This window comes from Pseudarthrobacter sp. MDT1-22 (assembly GCF_054511035.1).
The window spans coordinates 23,115-36,459 of the sequence record NZ_JBTNDK010000001.1 but is presented as its reverse complement, the minus strand read 5'-3'; the positions used below and the strand labels follow the sequence as shown (position 1 = coordinate 36,459).

General features: G+C 65.8%; 19 protein-coding genes. 8 read left to right on the top strand and 11 right to left on the bottom strand.

The window, feature by feature from the left end; genetic code table 11:
- Positions 1–114: 114 nt before the first annotated feature.
- Together ACX80M_RS00220 and ACX80M_RS00215 are read right to left on the bottom strand one after the other, a co-directional pair.
- Positions 115–1,545 carry a MinD/ParA family ATP-binding protein gene (locus ACX80M_RS00220; RefSeq protein ID WP_459308218.1) on the bottom strand — a complete coding sequence of 477 codons (1,431 nt, stop codon included), beginning with the start codon at positions 1,543–1,545 and terminating at the stop codon, positions 115–117.
- Positions 1,546–2,249: 704 nt separating this feature from the next.
- Positions 2,250–2,762 carry a MepB family protein gene (locus tag ACX80M_RS00215; RefSeq protein ID WP_459308216.1) on the bottom strand — a complete coding sequence of 171 codons (513 nt, stop codon included), beginning with the start codon at positions 2,760–2,762 and terminating at the stop codon, positions 2,250–2,252.
- A 241-nt stretch (positions 2,763–3,003) separates the two neighbouring features.
- On the opposite strand from ACX80M_RS00215, the gene ACX80M_RS00210 reads away from it, so the two are divergent.
- On the top strand, positions 3,004–3,180 hold the full coding sequence (locus tag ACX80M_RS00210; RefSeq protein WP_104061730.1) for a CsbD family protein: 177 nt from the start codon (positions 3,004–3,006) through the stop codon (positions 3,178–3,180).
- A gap of 85 nt (positions 3,181–3,265) precedes the next feature.
- Positions 3,266–3,601 (top strand): LapA family protein, encoded by a 336-nt coding sequence (locus ACX80M_RS00205; protein WP_252608325.1) that lies wholly within the window; start codon positions 3,266–3,268, stop codon positions 3,599–3,601.
- A 165-nt stretch (positions 3,602–3,766) separates the two neighbouring features.
- On the opposite strand, the gene ACX80M_RS00200 is transcribed toward ACX80M_RS00205, so the two are convergent.
- Complete coding sequence (locus ACX80M_RS00200) at positions 3,767–3,910, bottom strand: hypothetical protein (RefSeq protein ID WP_252613795.1); 144 nt, start codon at positions 3,908–3,910, stop codon at positions 3,767–3,769.
- Here ACX80M_RS00200 and ACX80M_RS00195 point away from each other — a divergent pair.
- Both ACX80M_RS00195 and ACX80M_RS00190 read left to right on the top strand, forming a co-directional pair.
- On the top strand, positions 3,909–4,544 hold the full coding sequence (locus ACX80M_RS00195; protein ID WP_252598576.1) for a GNAT family N-acetyltransferase: 636 nt from the start codon (positions 3,909–3,911) through the stop codon (positions 4,542–4,544). The two genes, ACX80M_RS00200 and ACX80M_RS00195, sit on opposite strands and share 2 nt — an antisense overlap.
- Positions 4,445–4,780: a DUF805 domain-containing protein gene (locus ACX80M_RS00190; protein WP_252598577.1), complete on the top strand. Its 336-nt coding sequence runs from the start codon at positions 4,445–4,447 to the stop codon at positions 4,778–4,780. Before ACX80M_RS00195 ends, ACX80M_RS00190 begins: the two co-directional genes overlap by 100 nt.
- 20 nt (positions 4,781–4,800) lie before the next feature.
- Here the strand turns inward: ACX80M_RS00190 and ACX80M_RS00185 are convergent, their stop codons facing one another.
- Both ACX80M_RS00185 and ACX80M_RS00180 read right to left on the bottom strand, forming a co-directional pair.
- Complete coding sequence (locus ACX80M_RS00185; protein ID WP_252598578.1) at positions 4,801–5,097, bottom strand: antibiotic biosynthesis monooxygenase family protein; 297 nt, start codon at positions 5,095–5,097, stop codon at positions 4,801–4,803.
- Positions 5,094–5,291 (bottom strand): hypothetical protein, encoded by a 198-nt coding sequence (locus ACX80M_RS00180; protein ID WP_252598579.1) that lies wholly within the window; start codon positions 5,289–5,291, stop codon positions 5,094–5,096. The genes ACX80M_RS00185 and ACX80M_RS00180 overlap by 4 nt, the downstream gene beginning before the upstream one ends.
- 32 nt (positions 5,292–5,323) lie before the next feature.
- On the opposite strand from ACX80M_RS00180, the gene ACX80M_RS00175 reads away from it, so the two are divergent.
- Complete coding sequence (locus ACX80M_RS00175; protein ID WP_252598580.1) at positions 5,324–5,761, top strand: hypothetical protein; 438 nt, start codon at positions 5,324–5,326, stop codon at positions 5,759–5,761.
- Positions 5,762–6,035: 274 nt separating this feature from the next.
- Here ACX80M_RS00175 and ACX80M_RS00170 read toward each other — a convergent pair whose 3' ends face one another.
- The gene (locus tag ACX80M_RS00170) at positions 6,036–6,500 is read right to left on the bottom strand and encodes a type II toxin-antitoxin system Phd/YefM family antitoxin (protein ID WP_252598581.1); all 465 of its coding nucleotides are present in this window, start codon (positions 6,498–6,500) and stop codon (positions 6,036–6,038) included.
- 46 nt (positions 6,501–6,546) lie between these two features.
- Complete coding sequence (locus ACX80M_RS00165) at positions 6,547–7,362, bottom strand: MBL fold metallo-hydrolase (protein WP_058931525.1); 816 nt, start codon at positions 7,360–7,362, stop codon at positions 6,547–6,549.
- A 166-nt stretch (positions 7,363–7,528) separates the two neighbouring features.
- On the opposite strand from ACX80M_RS00165, the gene ACX80M_RS00160 reads away from it, so the two are divergent.
- The 3 genes from ACX80M_RS00160 to ACX80M_RS00150 all read left to right on the top strand — a co-directional run bounded on the left by ACX80M_RS00160 (position 7,529) and on the right by ACX80M_RS00150 (position 8,256).
- A complete protein-coding gene (locus ACX80M_RS00160) occupies positions 7,529–7,669 on the top strand; it encodes a hypothetical protein (RefSeq protein ID WP_459308210.1) in 141 nt (46 codons plus the stop codon).
- Between the two features lie 114 nt (positions 7,670–7,783).
- Positions 7,784–7,888, top strand: coding sequence for a type II toxin-antitoxin system HicA family toxin (locus tag ACX80M_RS00155; RefSeq protein ID WP_459308208.1), 105 nt, complete (start codon positions 7,784–7,786; stop codon positions 7,886–7,888).
- Positions 7,885–8,256: a hypothetical protein gene (locus tag ACX80M_RS00150; RefSeq protein ID WP_459308206.1), complete on the top strand. Its 372-nt coding sequence runs from the start codon at positions 7,885–7,887 to the stop codon at positions 8,254–8,256. Before ACX80M_RS00155 ends, ACX80M_RS00150 begins: the two co-directional genes overlap by 4 nt.
- Before the next feature lie 421 nt (positions 8,257–8,677).
- Here ACX80M_RS00150 and ACX80M_RS00145 read toward each other — a convergent pair whose 3' ends face one another.
- The 4 genes from ACX80M_RS00145 to ACX80M_RS00130 all read right to left on the bottom strand — a co-directional run bounded on the left by ACX80M_RS00145 (position 8,678) and on the right by ACX80M_RS00130 (position 13,236).
- Positions 8,678–9,964, bottom strand: coding sequence for an MFS transporter (locus ACX80M_RS00145; RefSeq protein WP_459308204.1), 1,287 nt, complete (start codon positions 9,962–9,964; stop codon positions 8,678–8,680).
- Between the two features lie 31 nt (positions 9,965–9,995).
- Entirely contained in the window at positions 9,996–11,480 is a 1,485-nt protein-coding gene (locus ACX80M_RS00140; protein WP_459308202.1) for a multicopper oxidase family protein, read from the bottom strand.
- A complete protein-coding gene (locus tag ACX80M_RS00135; protein ID WP_104063814.1) occupies positions 11,477–11,749 on the bottom strand; it encodes an SHOCT domain-containing protein in 273 nt (90 codons plus the stop codon). Before ACX80M_RS00135 ends, ACX80M_RS00140 begins: the two co-directional genes overlap by 4 nt.
- Before the next feature lie 80 nt (positions 11,750–11,829).
- A complete protein-coding gene (locus ACX80M_RS00130) occupies positions 11,830–13,236 on the bottom strand; it encodes an MBL fold metallo-hydrolase (RefSeq protein WP_459308200.1) in 1,407 nt (468 codons plus the stop codon).
- Between the last annotated feature and the right edge of the window lie 109 nt (positions 13,237–13,345).

The window sequence follows — 13,345 nt, the reverse complement described above, 5'->3', positions numbered from 1 at the left end:
CGAACTCAGCCCGGATCTGCTCACCCAAAAGTAGGTAGCGCTAAGTGTCGTTTTGAGGGCTCAAAACGACACTTAGCGCTACCTAGTTGGGAAGGAGGCGGGGGAAGGGGAAAGCTACCGGTACCCGTCCACGATCGACGCCGCGATTTCCTTGTACGCCCGCCGTGTCTCGGGCTTCAGCACGTCCAGGGTGACCAGGTCGCCGTCGGCCACGCCGCGGTCGTGCGGTACGGCGATCAGCTGGCGGCAGATCCCGGCCAGGTGTTCCTCGATGGCGTCCTTGTCCACGCGGGAGGAGACCTCGTCCTTGTCCGTGATGACCACCACGGCGTTCCGGGCCAGGTCCTCGTACCCGTGGCTCGCCAGCCAGTGCAGGGTGCTGCGGGCACGCTTGGCCCCGCTCACCGCATACCCGGCGGCGATGATGATGTTGTCCGCCGACTGCAGGATCCCGCTCATGGCATTGTGCGTCACGCCGGTGCCGCAGTCGGTCAGCGCCACCGAGTAGTAGTTGGAGATGAGCTTGCGGATCCGCAGGTACTCGGCGGCCGTCAGCGAGTCGGAGACCTCCGGGTCCTGCTCCCCCGCGATCAGGTGCAGCCGGCCGGCGTGGTGCATGTACCGGGCCAGCGCGGTGAGCGAGTCAACGCCCTCGATGTTCGCCAGCAGGTCCGTGATGGTGCGCGGGCTGGCCTGCTGGTAGATGCCCTCGCCGAGGGCGCGCTCCACGAGGTCGCCGGAGTCCGGGTTGGCGTCGATGGCGCAGGGCGGGTCGCCGCGGAATTCGGCCAGCGTCAGCCCCACGCCCACCGTGGTGGAGGTTTTGCCGATGCCGCCCTTGAGGCTCAGCACCGCGGTGTTGTAGCTGCCCTGCAGCTGGCGGGAGATGCGGCGGCCCAGCTCGTCCTCCTCGCGCTGCTTGGCGCTGGGGCCCATGTTCCAGGCCCCGCCCGTGAGCGAGTAGAGGGCGCCGCGGACGCCGCCCACCGGCCGGGGCTTCTGCTCCTTGACGAACAGGCCCGGGGAGCTGATGAAGTCGGGCATGGGGCTGTCGGCGATGATGTCCGCGGTAGTGGGGCGGATGCGCCGGAACGCCGGCGCCGGCGCCGGTGCTTCCTCAGGAACGTACGACGACGGCGGCGCGGCTTCGTCGCCGTCGTACGCCAATGCGGGGGTGCCATAGTCCGGCTCGGCCGGCTGCCCGTCCTGCGGCGTCGACTGCGGCAGCGGGGTCACCGGCGGCCTGGCGGGCCGGCGGGTGGGCGCCGGGACAGAGCTGATGGGGGCAGAGGTGATGGGGGCAGAGGGTTCGGGACTGGCCTGGTCGGCGGCGGCCGCCGCCTCCGCCCAGGAACTGCGGCGCGGTACCGGGGTGCCGGCGTCGGGGGTGCTCGAAAGATCTGGCGTTACGGCTGGCATGGTTCCTGTCTGGGCATCCTGCAGCGCACTGTCGGCGCGACGGAGGTCACGGCGTCGCCGGGGCGGTTGCGGTTGCCCTGCATCTTCTGCGAAGGGGCGTGCGTTCTGATCCGCCGGATCGGGCATGTCTGTCCCCCCAGGACTTTCGGCACAAGGTTCTGCGGCACTTTACGGACTGATTCAATCAGTAAGTCTAGGCGCTGGGGCGGAATTACGAGGTCAGCCGCGGGTGAGCGCGGCGATCACCACGGCACCGGTGAGGACCAGAAGCACGGCCAGGATGGCGTAGGCCTGCCATTTGGGGCGACCCTTATGCGGGTTGATATCGATATAGGGCATGGCTATCTACGGCTACTCCTCGTGGCGGTCACCCGCACTGCGCGTCGCTTCCGGCGCAGCACGTGGTACATCGCAAAGAAGGGAATCAGCAGTGTGCCCAACAGTGCGCACAGCGCCAGGACATAGTCAATGAGAGCCACAACGGTCTCCGAACGTTAGAGTGATCCCCCATGCGATCAGAGGTCACGCTATCGGTCTGTCACGGGATTGACAAATCGCGTCATTGACGCGGCGCGCTGGGCATGCTTCCGGTCACCAGATGGATCCCTCCGGACAAGATTGATTTCCGTCTCGCAGCTGTTCCTAACGGCCGGCGCGCGGACGAGACGGCCACCAGAATGAAGATCAGCAGCCAGAAAATTCCGACGAAGTGCTGGCGTTGTAGGGCTATATGGTTCCGGGCATCAGAAAGCCGGAGATCATCATCGCGAGCTGATCTCCGGCTTTCTGCACGGGATGCGTCTGGAGCTATTCCCCAGCGCTCCTCCTAGCTAGGCCGCAACGAAGAGTCGAATGGCTCGCTGCGCATCGATGGCGGATCCGTCAGCCATCTCGAAGAAGTAATTACACTGCCATTGCTGGGATTTTTTCGCCTGCCGATTCGTCGTTGCTGACCATGGCGGATAGACGCGGAATCCTCGCTTGCCTCCGGCGCCGCCCACGGACACGACGCCATGCTTGACGAGCGCCGCCTTCGGAAACGCGAATGCTCCGACTCGGGAATCCTCCCGCACGCAGACCACTAGCATGTCGGGGTCCTCCTCAGCAGCCAGAGGTTCGGTCGACCCACGGAGAGAGCGCCGCCACACCGTCACGAACAATCCCACCTTCGTCGGGGTCAGCTTGCCGACCCGGAACCGAACCGGAGACCGACCGATTTCCGAGATCGCGGCACCGTACTCAGCGTTGTCGGCCTCGACTATGGCGGGAGAACAGTCGAGGGCGAGGCCGCCGAGAACCCTCACCACCATGGCGACATCCGGATGGACCTGAACAGCAGACATAGAACTCCCATCGAAACGAATCCCCGACAGGAACGACGGGGCAGTGCATGAAAAGCTCAGCCCTCATGACCCGGCCAGGATGATGCAGTAGTCATCGCTGAGCAAGGCGGCGGTGGCGGCCCTGACCACGGTGCCGAGTGAATGTTATCGCCCTCGCCGGTTCGCCTTGTTCGCCCGGCGATAGGATGAAAGTGTCCCGCCGGCATGGGCCGGCGGACCGGCCATGGATAGGAGAGCCATCATGGGTTTAGGTGACAAGATCAGGCACGCCGCCGAGAAAGCCGGCGGCAAGGGCAAGGAAGCCGCAGGAAAGGCCACCGGCAACGAAAGCCTCAAAGCCGAAGGCAAGACCGACCAGACGAAGGCCGGCCTGAAGCAGGCCGGGGAAAAAATCAAAGACGCCTTCAAGAAACACTGACCCGAAACCCGGGGCCCGGAGCCTTCCCGGCCTGGCCCCGGGCCCCGCCCGGCACGTCCGGGGGAACCAAAGAAGGGACCACCTCATGAATGCTGAACCGCTTCCGCCGTCGGAGCCGGTGCACGGCCCCGGGCCCGCTCCGGCCGTTGCGAATCGGCCGGCAGTAACCCGCTCAGGCATGATCTGGGTGGCCACCGTGGCCACCCTGATGCTGCTGATCCTGCTCATCGCCTTCATCGTGCAGAACCAGGACAACGTCAGGGTCAGGTTCTTTGGCCTGGACGGGACAATTTCCCTGGGCATGGCCCTGTTTATCGCCGCCGTCAGCGGCGGGGTCCTGGTCGCCGTGGCAGGCGCCGGGCGGATCATCCAACTCAGATCCCACCACCGCCACGAACAGATCCCACCGCAAACAGCCTGAGAGCGACCCTCAGTGCGAATTCAGGTTGCCTGTTCCCTCGCGCCCCTGCCCGCGCGCTCCTCATACACAACGCGTCGCCTAGAATTCGGCCATCTCACTTCCTTGCTTCTCTCGGCGTCCCGACAGAACCAAGGAATTGAGAAGGCGCCCTAGGGCAGCAGCCGCTCACCGGTTGAGCGCGATCACCACCACCGCTGCCGTGGCCACTGCCAGGGCGGCCAGCGCAACGTAGGAAACCGCCTGAAGTCGGCGACGGCGGAGCTCGCTCCGTGTGTCGCGCGCGTACTGTGGACCCCCATACTTACCCATGCCGCAAGGCTATGAACACAGGCTCAAGGTTTGCTCAAGTCGCTCCAAATGTGACCTCCATGGCCGCCGGAGGCGCGATGCGGTTGACTGTCCAGATGGACTCCCACGGGTTTGCCGATCTCACCAAAAAGGACGTAACGCCCGACGCCGGGACGGTCGCCGCTGTGCGTCCCGCCGGTACTGGGACGACGACGACGGGCCTGCACCTTCCGGGCATTACCTCGCCGGGGTGACGGTCCTGCCGGCGTGGCGCAGGCGCGGGGTGGGCGCGGCGCTGACGGAGGCTCGGTTGCGGTGGGTCTGGGCCCGGGCGTCGGAGGCCTGGTACGTGGTCAATGCGGACAACCTCGTGTCCATCGAGCTGCACCGCCGCTGGAACTTCACCGAGATGGCCCGCGGGCCACGGTTCCACACCACCACATTCACGGGCGGGCTGGGCCTTCTGATGTGTGCCGCGGCGCCCGGAACGCCATCGCCACAGACCACGCGCGGCGGTAGAATCCGGTCATGGCCCAGGCTGCAGGGCACCCCACCATGTCGTTCGGCGACGCGATCCTCGCGGGCTTCCGGCAGTATGCCGAGTTTGGGGGCCGCGCCGGCGTGGCCGAGTTCTGGTGGTTCATCCTCTTCGTGACACTGGTAACCAGCGGCCTTGGCGCCCTGAACGTGGCCACCCCCAACGGGGTGATCGGTGTCGGTTCCAGCCTTGCCTCGCTCTGGGTGATCGGCACGATGATCCCCACGCTCGCCGTCGGCGTCCGCCGCCTCCGTGATGCCGGCCGCCGGTGGGAGGAGCTCTTCTGGCTGCTCATCCCGATCGCTGGCCTGATCGTTATGGCCATTCGTATGTCGGAGCCGTCCAAGGCGTAGCCCTGTGAAGGCCGTCAGGCCTACAGAACAACAACAGGCTCGTAGTGCTCCACGGTGGGAAACGGCGAATAGAAATGATGCAGGAGCGCGCGCCATTCCTGATATTCAGCCGATCCCCGGAAACCCTCGGTATGGTCCTCCAGCCGCGCCCATTCCACCAGCAGCAGGTACGTGGATGAATTCTCGATGCAGCGTGAAAGCGTGAGGCCCTGGAATCCGGGCATGGAGCCAATGATCGACTTCGCTTTGCTGAAAGCATTCTCGAATTCTGCCTCCATGCCGGGCCGGACGGAGAGCAGTGCATGTTCTGTGATCACCCAACAATCATGCCGGACAGCGCGGGAAGCAATGCTAAGTTCGAAGTGGCATACATCACTTCAGTTGATGAATCCCCGTTCGCCCGGTGCAGGGACGTCTGGAGTTGCCGCTGTAGCCACGCGGCGGCCGGAATGCACGGAGCGAAAGAGAGCCAGCCATGGCCGCCTCGCATTTCAGCCAGTTCCTTGATCAAGCCACCAGTCTGTCCAGCCGCCCCGCAGCCGCATGACGGCGCCCATCCATCCCCATGGGCCCGGAAATAGCCGGCCCGAAGGGCCAGCTGGCGGCGGTCCGGTTGCCTGCGTCCGCTGCGGCGCCGACGGCGGGCTGACGCTGCACTCCATCACCGCCGTCAGCCCGCCGTCGGACGTCCTGGTGGAGGTGGGGTATTCCTGCGACGCCTGCAACCTCCACTATGTCGGGCGGGCGGATGTGGCTGCTGTGGCTGCAGTTTTTAGCCGGCTCCACAGCCCCAAGGGCGTCCTGGTCTTCGGCGGGCACTACGTCCACTGCGAGCAGCCGATGCACAAGATCGGCTCGAAGGTGCGGAGCCTTAGCGCCCGGGGCTTTTCGGACGGGCCGCCGGAGGACGCGTCGGGTGTGTCCCTGACGGCTCAGGTTCTGCGTTGTTCCTGCGGCTTCCATATGGACGTGCCTGAATAAGCGAACAACGACGGCGCGCCCTACTGCAGCGGCCGTGTCTCCTGCAGGCGCTTGATGAACCAGCGTGTTCGCTGTCCGGCCCGCGTAGGCCGGTTGCTACTTGGTGGCGTTGGGGTGATGCGTGTGCACATCAACTGAGCAGACGGTTTGCCCGTCGACGTAGAACCAAAGCCGTGCACCGCCGGGAAGTTCGTGCTGCCAGCGGCCGAAGTGCCGAACTGAATTTCGAACTCTGCCTTCTTGAGGGGCCGTGGTACGCCGGATCTCATAGCGCTCATGTAGTGCGCGGGTCGGCAACTGCCGTGGGCTCGATCCAGTCCAACTGGTCATCGGGGGTGTAACCGGCGCTAATGGCCTCCGCGGTGGATCGCCAGGCCCGAAGTGCAACCAATGCCTTGTCGAACCTGCCGACGGAGGCACATGCGCGGGTGATGGCGACAATTTCGCGTGCGAAGGCGGCCTCGTCTGCCTCGCTGAGGAATGCAATCCAGGGGAAGGGACCGCGGAGCCGCTCCACAAACGGAACCTGCGGATCTCCCAAAGACGCGGTCACGAGGTGAGCCGCCAGCTCTGCCCCTTCGTGTATCCGGTCGAACTCGGGGGATGTCAGAAGAACGAGGGGTTCCCCATCGCGGCGGGTGATCCTAACGGGCCCTTCCTCGGCCGCCTTGAAGACGTTCGCCGAATTGCGGGATAGCTCGGAGGACTGGGCGGTGCGTGAAATGGTGGGGCTGGACATACCTTCATTATTCGGAACGTGTTCTGAATAATGAAGGGCCTCGGGGCTAGTGCAGCGGCCGTGTCTCCTGCAGGCGCTTGATGAACCAGCGTGACTGCTCCGGGCCGTAGGGCAGCACGGGGATGGCCTTGGTGGCGTCGGTGGGGGTTTCGCGGATGGACTGCTGGGCCTGGCGGACGGCTGTGGTCATGGTGTTGGCCATGGTCTTGACGAACTGGTCGCTGCAGGGCTGGCCGTGGCCGGGGATCAGGAACTCGTAGCGGTGGCGCAGGGCGGAGATGTGGCGCAGGGAGTCCGCCCATTCCTCCGGGTAGGAGTCCTCGAAGGACGGGTGCGCGCCCTGCTCAACAAGGTCGCCCACGAAGAGAGTGGTGGGGGTGCCCACCAGGAGGTCGCCGTCGGTGTGGCCGCGGCCCAGGTAGAAGAGGGTAACTGTGATTCCGCCGAGGTCCACCAGCACGGGCTGGTCCTTCACGATGGCGTTGGGCACCACGAGTTCCACGTTCTCGCCCTCGCCCGTGGACATCTCGGGTTCCAGCGTTCCCACGAACCGGCGCTGCAGGTCCCCGTGGTCGTCGATCTCCTGGGCGCAGTTTTCGTGCGCCCAGAACTCGGTGGCACCGTCGGACGCAAACACGGCGTTGCCGAAGAAGTGGTCATAGTGCGCGTGGGTGTTGACCACTACCAGGGGCAAAGAGGTCTTCTCCCGCACCGCGTCCAGGATTTCGCGCCCCTGCCGCGGCCCGCAGCCGGTATCGACCACCATGGCACGCTCGGAGCCCACAATCAGGCCGGTGTTCAGCAGTGATCCTTCGGTGACCAGCACGTAGTTGTCCGCGCCGACGTCGAGCCATTCTGACATTGTTTCTCCGTACCTCCGGAAAGCGACTGCGTTCTTCTTGGCCCCGATTCTACCTGCGGGCCCTTGGAGTTTCCGGGATGCGGGACGCAGTCCGGGCCGCATGTGGAGATCCACATTCCTGGCCGGGATTTCGCCTTAAATCCATCGAACTGCGTAACATCTCGCTATGCAGACAAAACAACATGCGTGCTTCTGTGATCACTGCGGCAGGATCACGAACCACGTGACCCGCTATGTAAAGGCCGACGGCGGTGGCCAGCTGATCGCGACGGTGCGGTGCGCTGAGCATGCAGAGGAAGCCGTCTGACGCTGAGGTGCAAGTTCGCCAAGACAAAGTCTATGGTGGACTAGACTGCCACGGCTAGTCCACTATAGACTTTTCCCGTGATGAAGCACCGAGGAAGGTGGAAGGCACACACGCGTGAACATCGGCGAGAATACGACGTTTGTGCCGCGCCACAATGAAATCGGCGAGAAGCTCGCCAAGCAAATCATGAAGCAGGCCAAGGGAGAGGACACCAAATGAAACTAGAAGTAACGGCCAGCCGGGACGGCCGGTTCTGGTACGTGGAATCCTCCCAAATGGACGGGCTTACCACTCAGGCCCGCACGGTCGCCGAGATCCCCGAAATGGTCCGCGATCTTGCGGCCATGATCACGGGACGCCCTGAATCCGACTTCGACGTCGAAGTCACATTCGACACGCCTGAAGTCGCAGCCCACCTCCGCCAAGCGCGTGAGCTAGCTGCCAGGTCCGATGAGCTGAAGGCGGCATCAGCCAAGGAACGCCACGAGGCGGCCATGGTCCTGAAGCGGCAAGGTGTCACCGTCCGCGACATCGGCGCGGTACTTGGCGTCTCACACCAGCGAGCGCAACAGCTCGTCACCCACTAACCGCGCCACGACCGTTCGACTGCGGGGGACAGCGGTTCTCCGCGTCCCGTTAACCGGCACTGAGTTTGTCCGCATCGCCTCCCTACTGCGCCCGGCGCCTGAAATGCCCTTCGACGAACCGCCCTCTTCTGGTGTGCGGATGTACCCAGACTTCACCGGCAGCCCTGCCTGGCTGCCTGCCGCAAGGCCGATGATGGTTGGGCTGCTGTCGTACAGGTCCGTGGCGCGAGCCCGGTGCTCCCACTCGAAGGCTTTCGCCATGAAGTCCAGCGCGCCAGGGCGAACGCCTGATGCCTGTGCGTCCTCGCGCCAGTGCGAGACGGCCGCGTCCACGATCCGAATTCGCTGGACTGCTTCATGCCGGGTCGGCCTGACCGACCTGGGCATCCCGGTCATCCGTCCTAGAAGTGGTTCCACTCGTTCATCCCTGGCCGCGGTGGTCGCTGCCTCGCATCCGCGCGGCCACGATGATGCCGGAGAGCGCAGTCAGGCCGGCGACGACAGCGACGGCTGCCGGGATGCCGTAGGCGTCGGCGATGATGCCGGAGAGCAGGGCGCCGACGGCGAAGCCGCCGTCGCGCCATAGCCGGTAGATGCCGACTGACCTGGCCCGCCATTCGGGGTGGGCGACATCGCCGATCGCTGCAAGCAATGTGGGGTAGACCATGGCGGTGCCGGCACCGAGCAGGACGACGGCGGCAAGCCAGGTTCCGAAGTCATTTCCGAGGGCGACCATACCGAGCGCCAGGGCTTGGACGAGCATGCCTCCGGCGATCAGCGGTTTGCGCCCGATCCGGTCCGAGAGGGCGCCGGTGATCAGTTGACCGGCGCCCCAGACGGCCGGGTAGACGGCAGCGAGGATGCCGATGCGTTCTATGCTGAGCCCTGCGGTGGCGAACAGGACAGGGAACAGCCCCCAGGCCAGGCCGTCGTTGAGGTTGTTCACCATCCCGGCCTGGCTGACGGAGGACAGGGACTTGTCCCGGAAACTGGTCAGAGTGAACACCTCACGGTTGCTCAGCCCGGCCCGGGTTCCCGCGTGGACCGGGACGTGTGTGGCGGCTTCGGTTTTGGCGTGGTGGTGTGTTTCACGGATGGTCAGCACGGACAGGCCAAGGCCGACGGCGATGAAGGCTGCGCCGAGCAGGAAGGGCCCGGGGCGCAGTCCGTAGGAGGAAGCGATGTAACCGGTGGCCAGTGCGGTGCCTGCGACGCCGAGGTAGCCGGCCGCTTCATTCAGCCCCATTGCCAGGCCGCGGCGTTCGGGACCCACGAGGTCCATTTTCATCATCACGGTGGTGGACCAGGTCAGGCCCTGGCTGATGCCCAGAACCACGTTGGCTGTGACGATCCAGCCCCAGGAAGGCCCGAAGATCAGCAGGAGGGGCACCGGAAGGGCGATGAGCCAGCCGGCGACCAGGACCGGCTTGCGGCCGTAACGGTCCGAAAGGGTCCCGGCGAAGTAGTTGGTCGCGGCTTTGGCCAGACCGAACGCCAGGATATAGGTCAGGGCGGAGGTGTACTCATCGAGGTGGAAGACCTGTCCGGCGAGCAGCGGCAGCACGGTGCGTTCCTGGCCGAGGGTGCCGCCGACCAGGGCGTTGACGGCGACGAGGAGCATGAACTGGGCCAGGTTCTGCCGCAGTCCCAGCGTGATGACCTCGGTTGTCCGAGGCTGCTGGCGGGAGGCGGTGTTGCCTAGGGCCATTGGCGGATCCTGTCAGTGTTAGGCGTGCCGGTCAGCGGGCTTGGACGGTGGCCATCATGCCTTGGTCTTCGTGGTCCAGAATGTGGCAGTGGATCACGGTGCGGCCGGCGAAGTCGACGAAGGCCACCCGGACTTTCACTTGGCTGCGGGCGGGGACGTTGACCACGTCCTGCCATTTGGGCCTGGTCACGTCGCGGTCGCCGTCCTGGACGATCTGCATGGGCCACACATGCAGGTGGATGGGGTGGTCCATGGGGCTGGAGTTGGTCAGGGTCCACTCCTCCACGGTCCCGGCTGCGGCCGTCTCGTCGAGCCGTTCGGGGTCGAACTCCCGTCCGTTGATGGTGAAGGCCATCATGGTGCCCTGTCCGCTGCCCATTCCCGCGCCCATGTTTCCATTCATGCCCATGGCGAAGTTCAGGGTGCGGGCGGCGGTGACCGGTTCGTTCCGTAGATCGCGCAGGGGCCGGCCCTCGGGCACGGGCCCGGGGTCAGTGCCCGCGCTTCCCGAGACGGCCAGGGTGAGCAGTTCGACCGGGCCGTCACCGGATTCGTTGTCGCCCCTCATGGCCCCGCCGATCATGGCGTTCATGCTGCCGCGGTCCAGGGCGGCAGCCGTGAGGGTGGAGGATCCGTCGCGGGTTTCCACGAGCAGCTCCACGCGGTTGCCGGGGGCGAGAACCACTTCGGTGACGTCCTCTGGGATCGGCAGGCGTCCGAGGTCCCTGCTGAGCAGCCGGACCTGCTGTCCGTCAAGTGCCAGGCGCAGGTACCGGGAGGGGCAGGCGTTGATGATCCGCCACCGCTCCCGTTCTCCGGGCGCGGCGCGCAGTTGCGGGCGGAGTTGCCCGTTGACCAGGACGATCTCTCCCTCACGTCCCATCATCTGCTGCAACTGGTCCACCTCGGCGAGATTGCCGGCAGCGTCGAGGGACAGGTCGGAGACCACCAGCACCCGCTCCCGGGTGACCGGAACCGGGTCGGGGTCCTCCACCACGATGGCCCCGTAGAGGCCGGCAGCGACCTGGTCGGCGGCGTGCCCGTGGCGGTGCGGGTGGTACCAGTAGGTACCAGGCGGGTGGTCCTCGGGCAGGGTGAACTCGTAGTCGAAGGACCCGCCCGGGTCAATGCTTACGAACGGGTTGTCACTGTTGCCCTGTGGGGAGACGTGCAGTCCGTGCACGTGCAGGTTCGTGGGAGCCCGCAGCCCGTTGCGCAGTGTGACCCGGATCGTGTCGCCCGCGCGGACCCGCAGGGTCGGACCGGGCAGTGAGCCGTTGAACGCCTGGACGGAGGCATCCCGCCCGCCGACCCGGACCCGTGCCGGCGCGGCGGTCAGGTCCAGCTCCAGCACCCGGTCGCGGCTGGCCAGCACCTGGGGTTCGGTCAGGCCCGCACCCCCGGTGTATCCGGGTCCGTTGCCGGTGGTCAGCCACAGCCCTGCGCCGCCGGCAGCCGTAGCGCCGGCCCCGACCGCACCCAGTGCCAGCAGCTGGCGGCGTGTCAGCGGCCTCACCGGCCGTCCTCCTCCAGTATCCGTCGCCGTTCCTGGTATTCCTCGGTGCTGATCTCCCCGCGGGCGTAACGCTCCTCAAGGATCTCCTTGGCCCGGGCAGGGCCCGCACCCGTGCGCGGTGGTCCCTGCCCATCGGTGGGCGCGTTACCGCCGGCGTTGCGGGTGAAGGCTTTGACCAGCACCACGGCGAGCGTGACCCCGCCTGCGATCAGCAGAAGCCAGAAGATCCAAGCAAGCCCCATCCCGCCCATATCAAAGCCGTTCATCATGAAGGGTTCCTTGTCTCTTTCGTACACGGCCAGGCCGTTCCTGACCGCAGGTTATCCGGGACGCGCTGATGCCGGTGGTTCTAGGCCCTGGCTGACTGACGGGAGTTCTGCCAGGCGTCCCAGGCGGCGTAGCTGCCGTCGAGCTCGACGACGTCGTACCCGGCGCGGCGCAGGGCGCTGGCCGCGACGGAGTTCCGGACCCCGGACTGGCAGTAGGTCACGATGGTTCCTTCGGCCGGAATTTCATCGAGGTGCCACATGGCGCGGCCGCCGCTGAGCTGGTGGGATCCGGGGATGTGCCCGGCGGTGTGCTCGGTGCGGTTGCGGACGTCCAGCACCATGGCCGCATCGAAGCTGCCCAGTTCTTCGGGCCGGATCAGGGGCGGGGTGCTGACGGGGAGTCCCTCGATGGTGGTGACGTAGCCGGCGACGTTGTCGATGCCGACCCGGACCAGGTGGTCCCACATCTCCTGCGCGGCTTCCTGGCCGTCGGCCAGCAGCACCAGCGGGTTCTTGTCGGTTTCCGGGTTCACTACCCAGGCGCCGTAGCTGGCCACGGACTTGCCGGCGGGAACGTTCAGTGAGCGGGTGACGGTGCCTTCGTGGACTTCGGTGTTGGGGCGGGTGTCGATGAAGGTGACGGTGTCCTCGGCGAGGTCCTTCGCGACGCCGGCCGGGTCCAGTTCCTGAAGCGGGGTGCGTTCGCCCATGACCGCCGGGCCTTCACGGTTTTCGCGCTTCATCCGTCCGAAGTAGGCGTGGGCGTCGGGCTGGCCGTCGAGGAGTTCGTCGATGAAGCCCTGCTCGTCATTGGCGGCGAGGTACGGGCCCCACCAGGCGTAGAGGCGCTCGTAGCCGACGGTGGAGGAGGGGATGGCGCCGAGGGCCTTGCCGCAGGCGCTGCCGGCGCCGTGGGCAGGGTGGACCTGGACGTAGTCCGGCAGGGTCAGGAATTTGTCCCGCAGGCTGGCGAACAGCTGCTTGGCGCCCTCGAAACGGGTGTCGACGCCGCCGGCTGCCTCGTCGAGCAGATCCGGACGGCCCAGGTCACCGGAGAAGACGAAGTCGCCGGAGAGCAGGTAGCCGGGCTGGTCGCTGAACGCGCCGTCTGTCACCAGGAACGACAGGTGCTCGGGGGTGTGGCCCGGGGTGTGTACGGCCTGGATGCTGATGTTGCCAATGGTGACGGTGTCGCCGTCATAGAGGCGTTCGCCGTCGAATCCGTACTGCCAGTCCGGGCCGCCTTCGCCGGAGACGTAGATTTTCGCGCCCGTGGCGGCCGCGAGTTCGCGGGTGCCGGAGAGGTAATCGGCGTGGATGTGGGTTTCGGTGACCGCCACGATCTTCATGCCGTTCTTCCTGGCCAGATCCTGGTACACCGCGATGTCCCGGCGGCCGTCAACGACCACTGCGGTCCCGTTCGCCTGGCAACCGATCAGGTAGCTGGCCTGGGCGAGGTCTTCATCGTAAATGCGCTCGATAAGCATTGGTGCTCTCCTTCATGAGGGGAAGTTTGGTGTCTGTTCCTGCATCAATTCTAATACCCCTGGGGGTATGTTGCAATGCTGGGTGTGCCGGCTGTCTTTCGTTGGGATG

Coding starts and splice junctions, on each gene's coding strand:
- ACX80M_RS00220 (WP_459308218.1), bottom strand. CDS start 1,545: ATGCCCGATCCGGCGGATCAGAACGCACGCCCCTTCGCAGAAGATGCA.
- ACX80M_RS00215 (WP_459308216.1), bottom strand. CDS start 2,762: ATGTCTGCTGTTCAGGTCCATCCGGATGTCGCCATGGTGGTGAGGGTT.
- ACX80M_RS00210 (WP_104061730.1), top strand. CDS start 3,004: ATGGGTTTAGGTGACAAGATCAGGCACGCCGCCGAGAAAGCCGGCGGC.
- ACX80M_RS00205 (WP_252608325.1), top strand. CDS start 3,266: ATGAATGCTGAACCGCTTCCGCCGTCGGAGCCGGTGCACGGCCCCGGG.
- ACX80M_RS00195 (WP_252598576.1), top strand. CDS start 3,909: ATGCCGCAAGGCTATGAACACAGGCTCAAGGTTTGCTCAAGTCGCTCC.
- ACX80M_RS00200 (WP_252613795.1), bottom strand. CDS start 3,910: ATGGGTAAGTATGGGGGTCCACAGTACGCGCGCGACACACGGAGCGAG.
- ACX80M_RS00190 (WP_252598577.1), top strand. CDS start 4,445: ATGTCGTTCGGCGACGCGATCCTCGCGGGCTTCCGGCAGTATGCCGAG.
- ACX80M_RS00175 (WP_252598580.1), top strand. CDS start 5,324: ATGACGGCGCCCATCCATCCCCATGGGCCCGGAAATAGCCGGCCCGAA.
- ACX80M_RS00170 (WP_252598581.1), bottom strand. CDS start 6,500: ATGTCCAGCCCCACCATTTCACGCACCGCCCAGTCCTCCGAGCTATCC.
- ACX80M_RS00165 (WP_058931525.1), bottom strand. CDS start 7,362: ATGTCAGAATGGCTCGACGTCGGCGCGGACAACTACGTGCTGGTCACC.
- ACX80M_RS00160 (WP_459308210.1), top strand. CDS start 7,529: ATGCAGACAAAACAACATGCGTGCTTCTGTGATCACTGCGGCAGGATC.
- ACX80M_RS00150 (WP_459308206.1), top strand. CDS start 7,885: ATGAAACTAGAAGTAACGGCCAGCCGGGACGGCCGGTTCTGGTACGTG.
- ACX80M_RS00145 (WP_459308204.1), bottom strand. CDS start 9,964: ATGGCCCTAGGCAACACCGCCTCCCGCCAGCAGCCTCGGACAACCGAG.
- ACX80M_RS00135 (WP_104063814.1), bottom strand. CDS start 11,749: ATGATGAACGGCTTTGATATGGGCGGGATGGGGCTTGCTTGGATCTTC.
- ACX80M_RS00130 (WP_459308200.1), bottom strand. CDS start 13,236: ATGCTTATCGAGCGCATTTACGATGAAGACCTCGCCCAGGCCAGCTAC.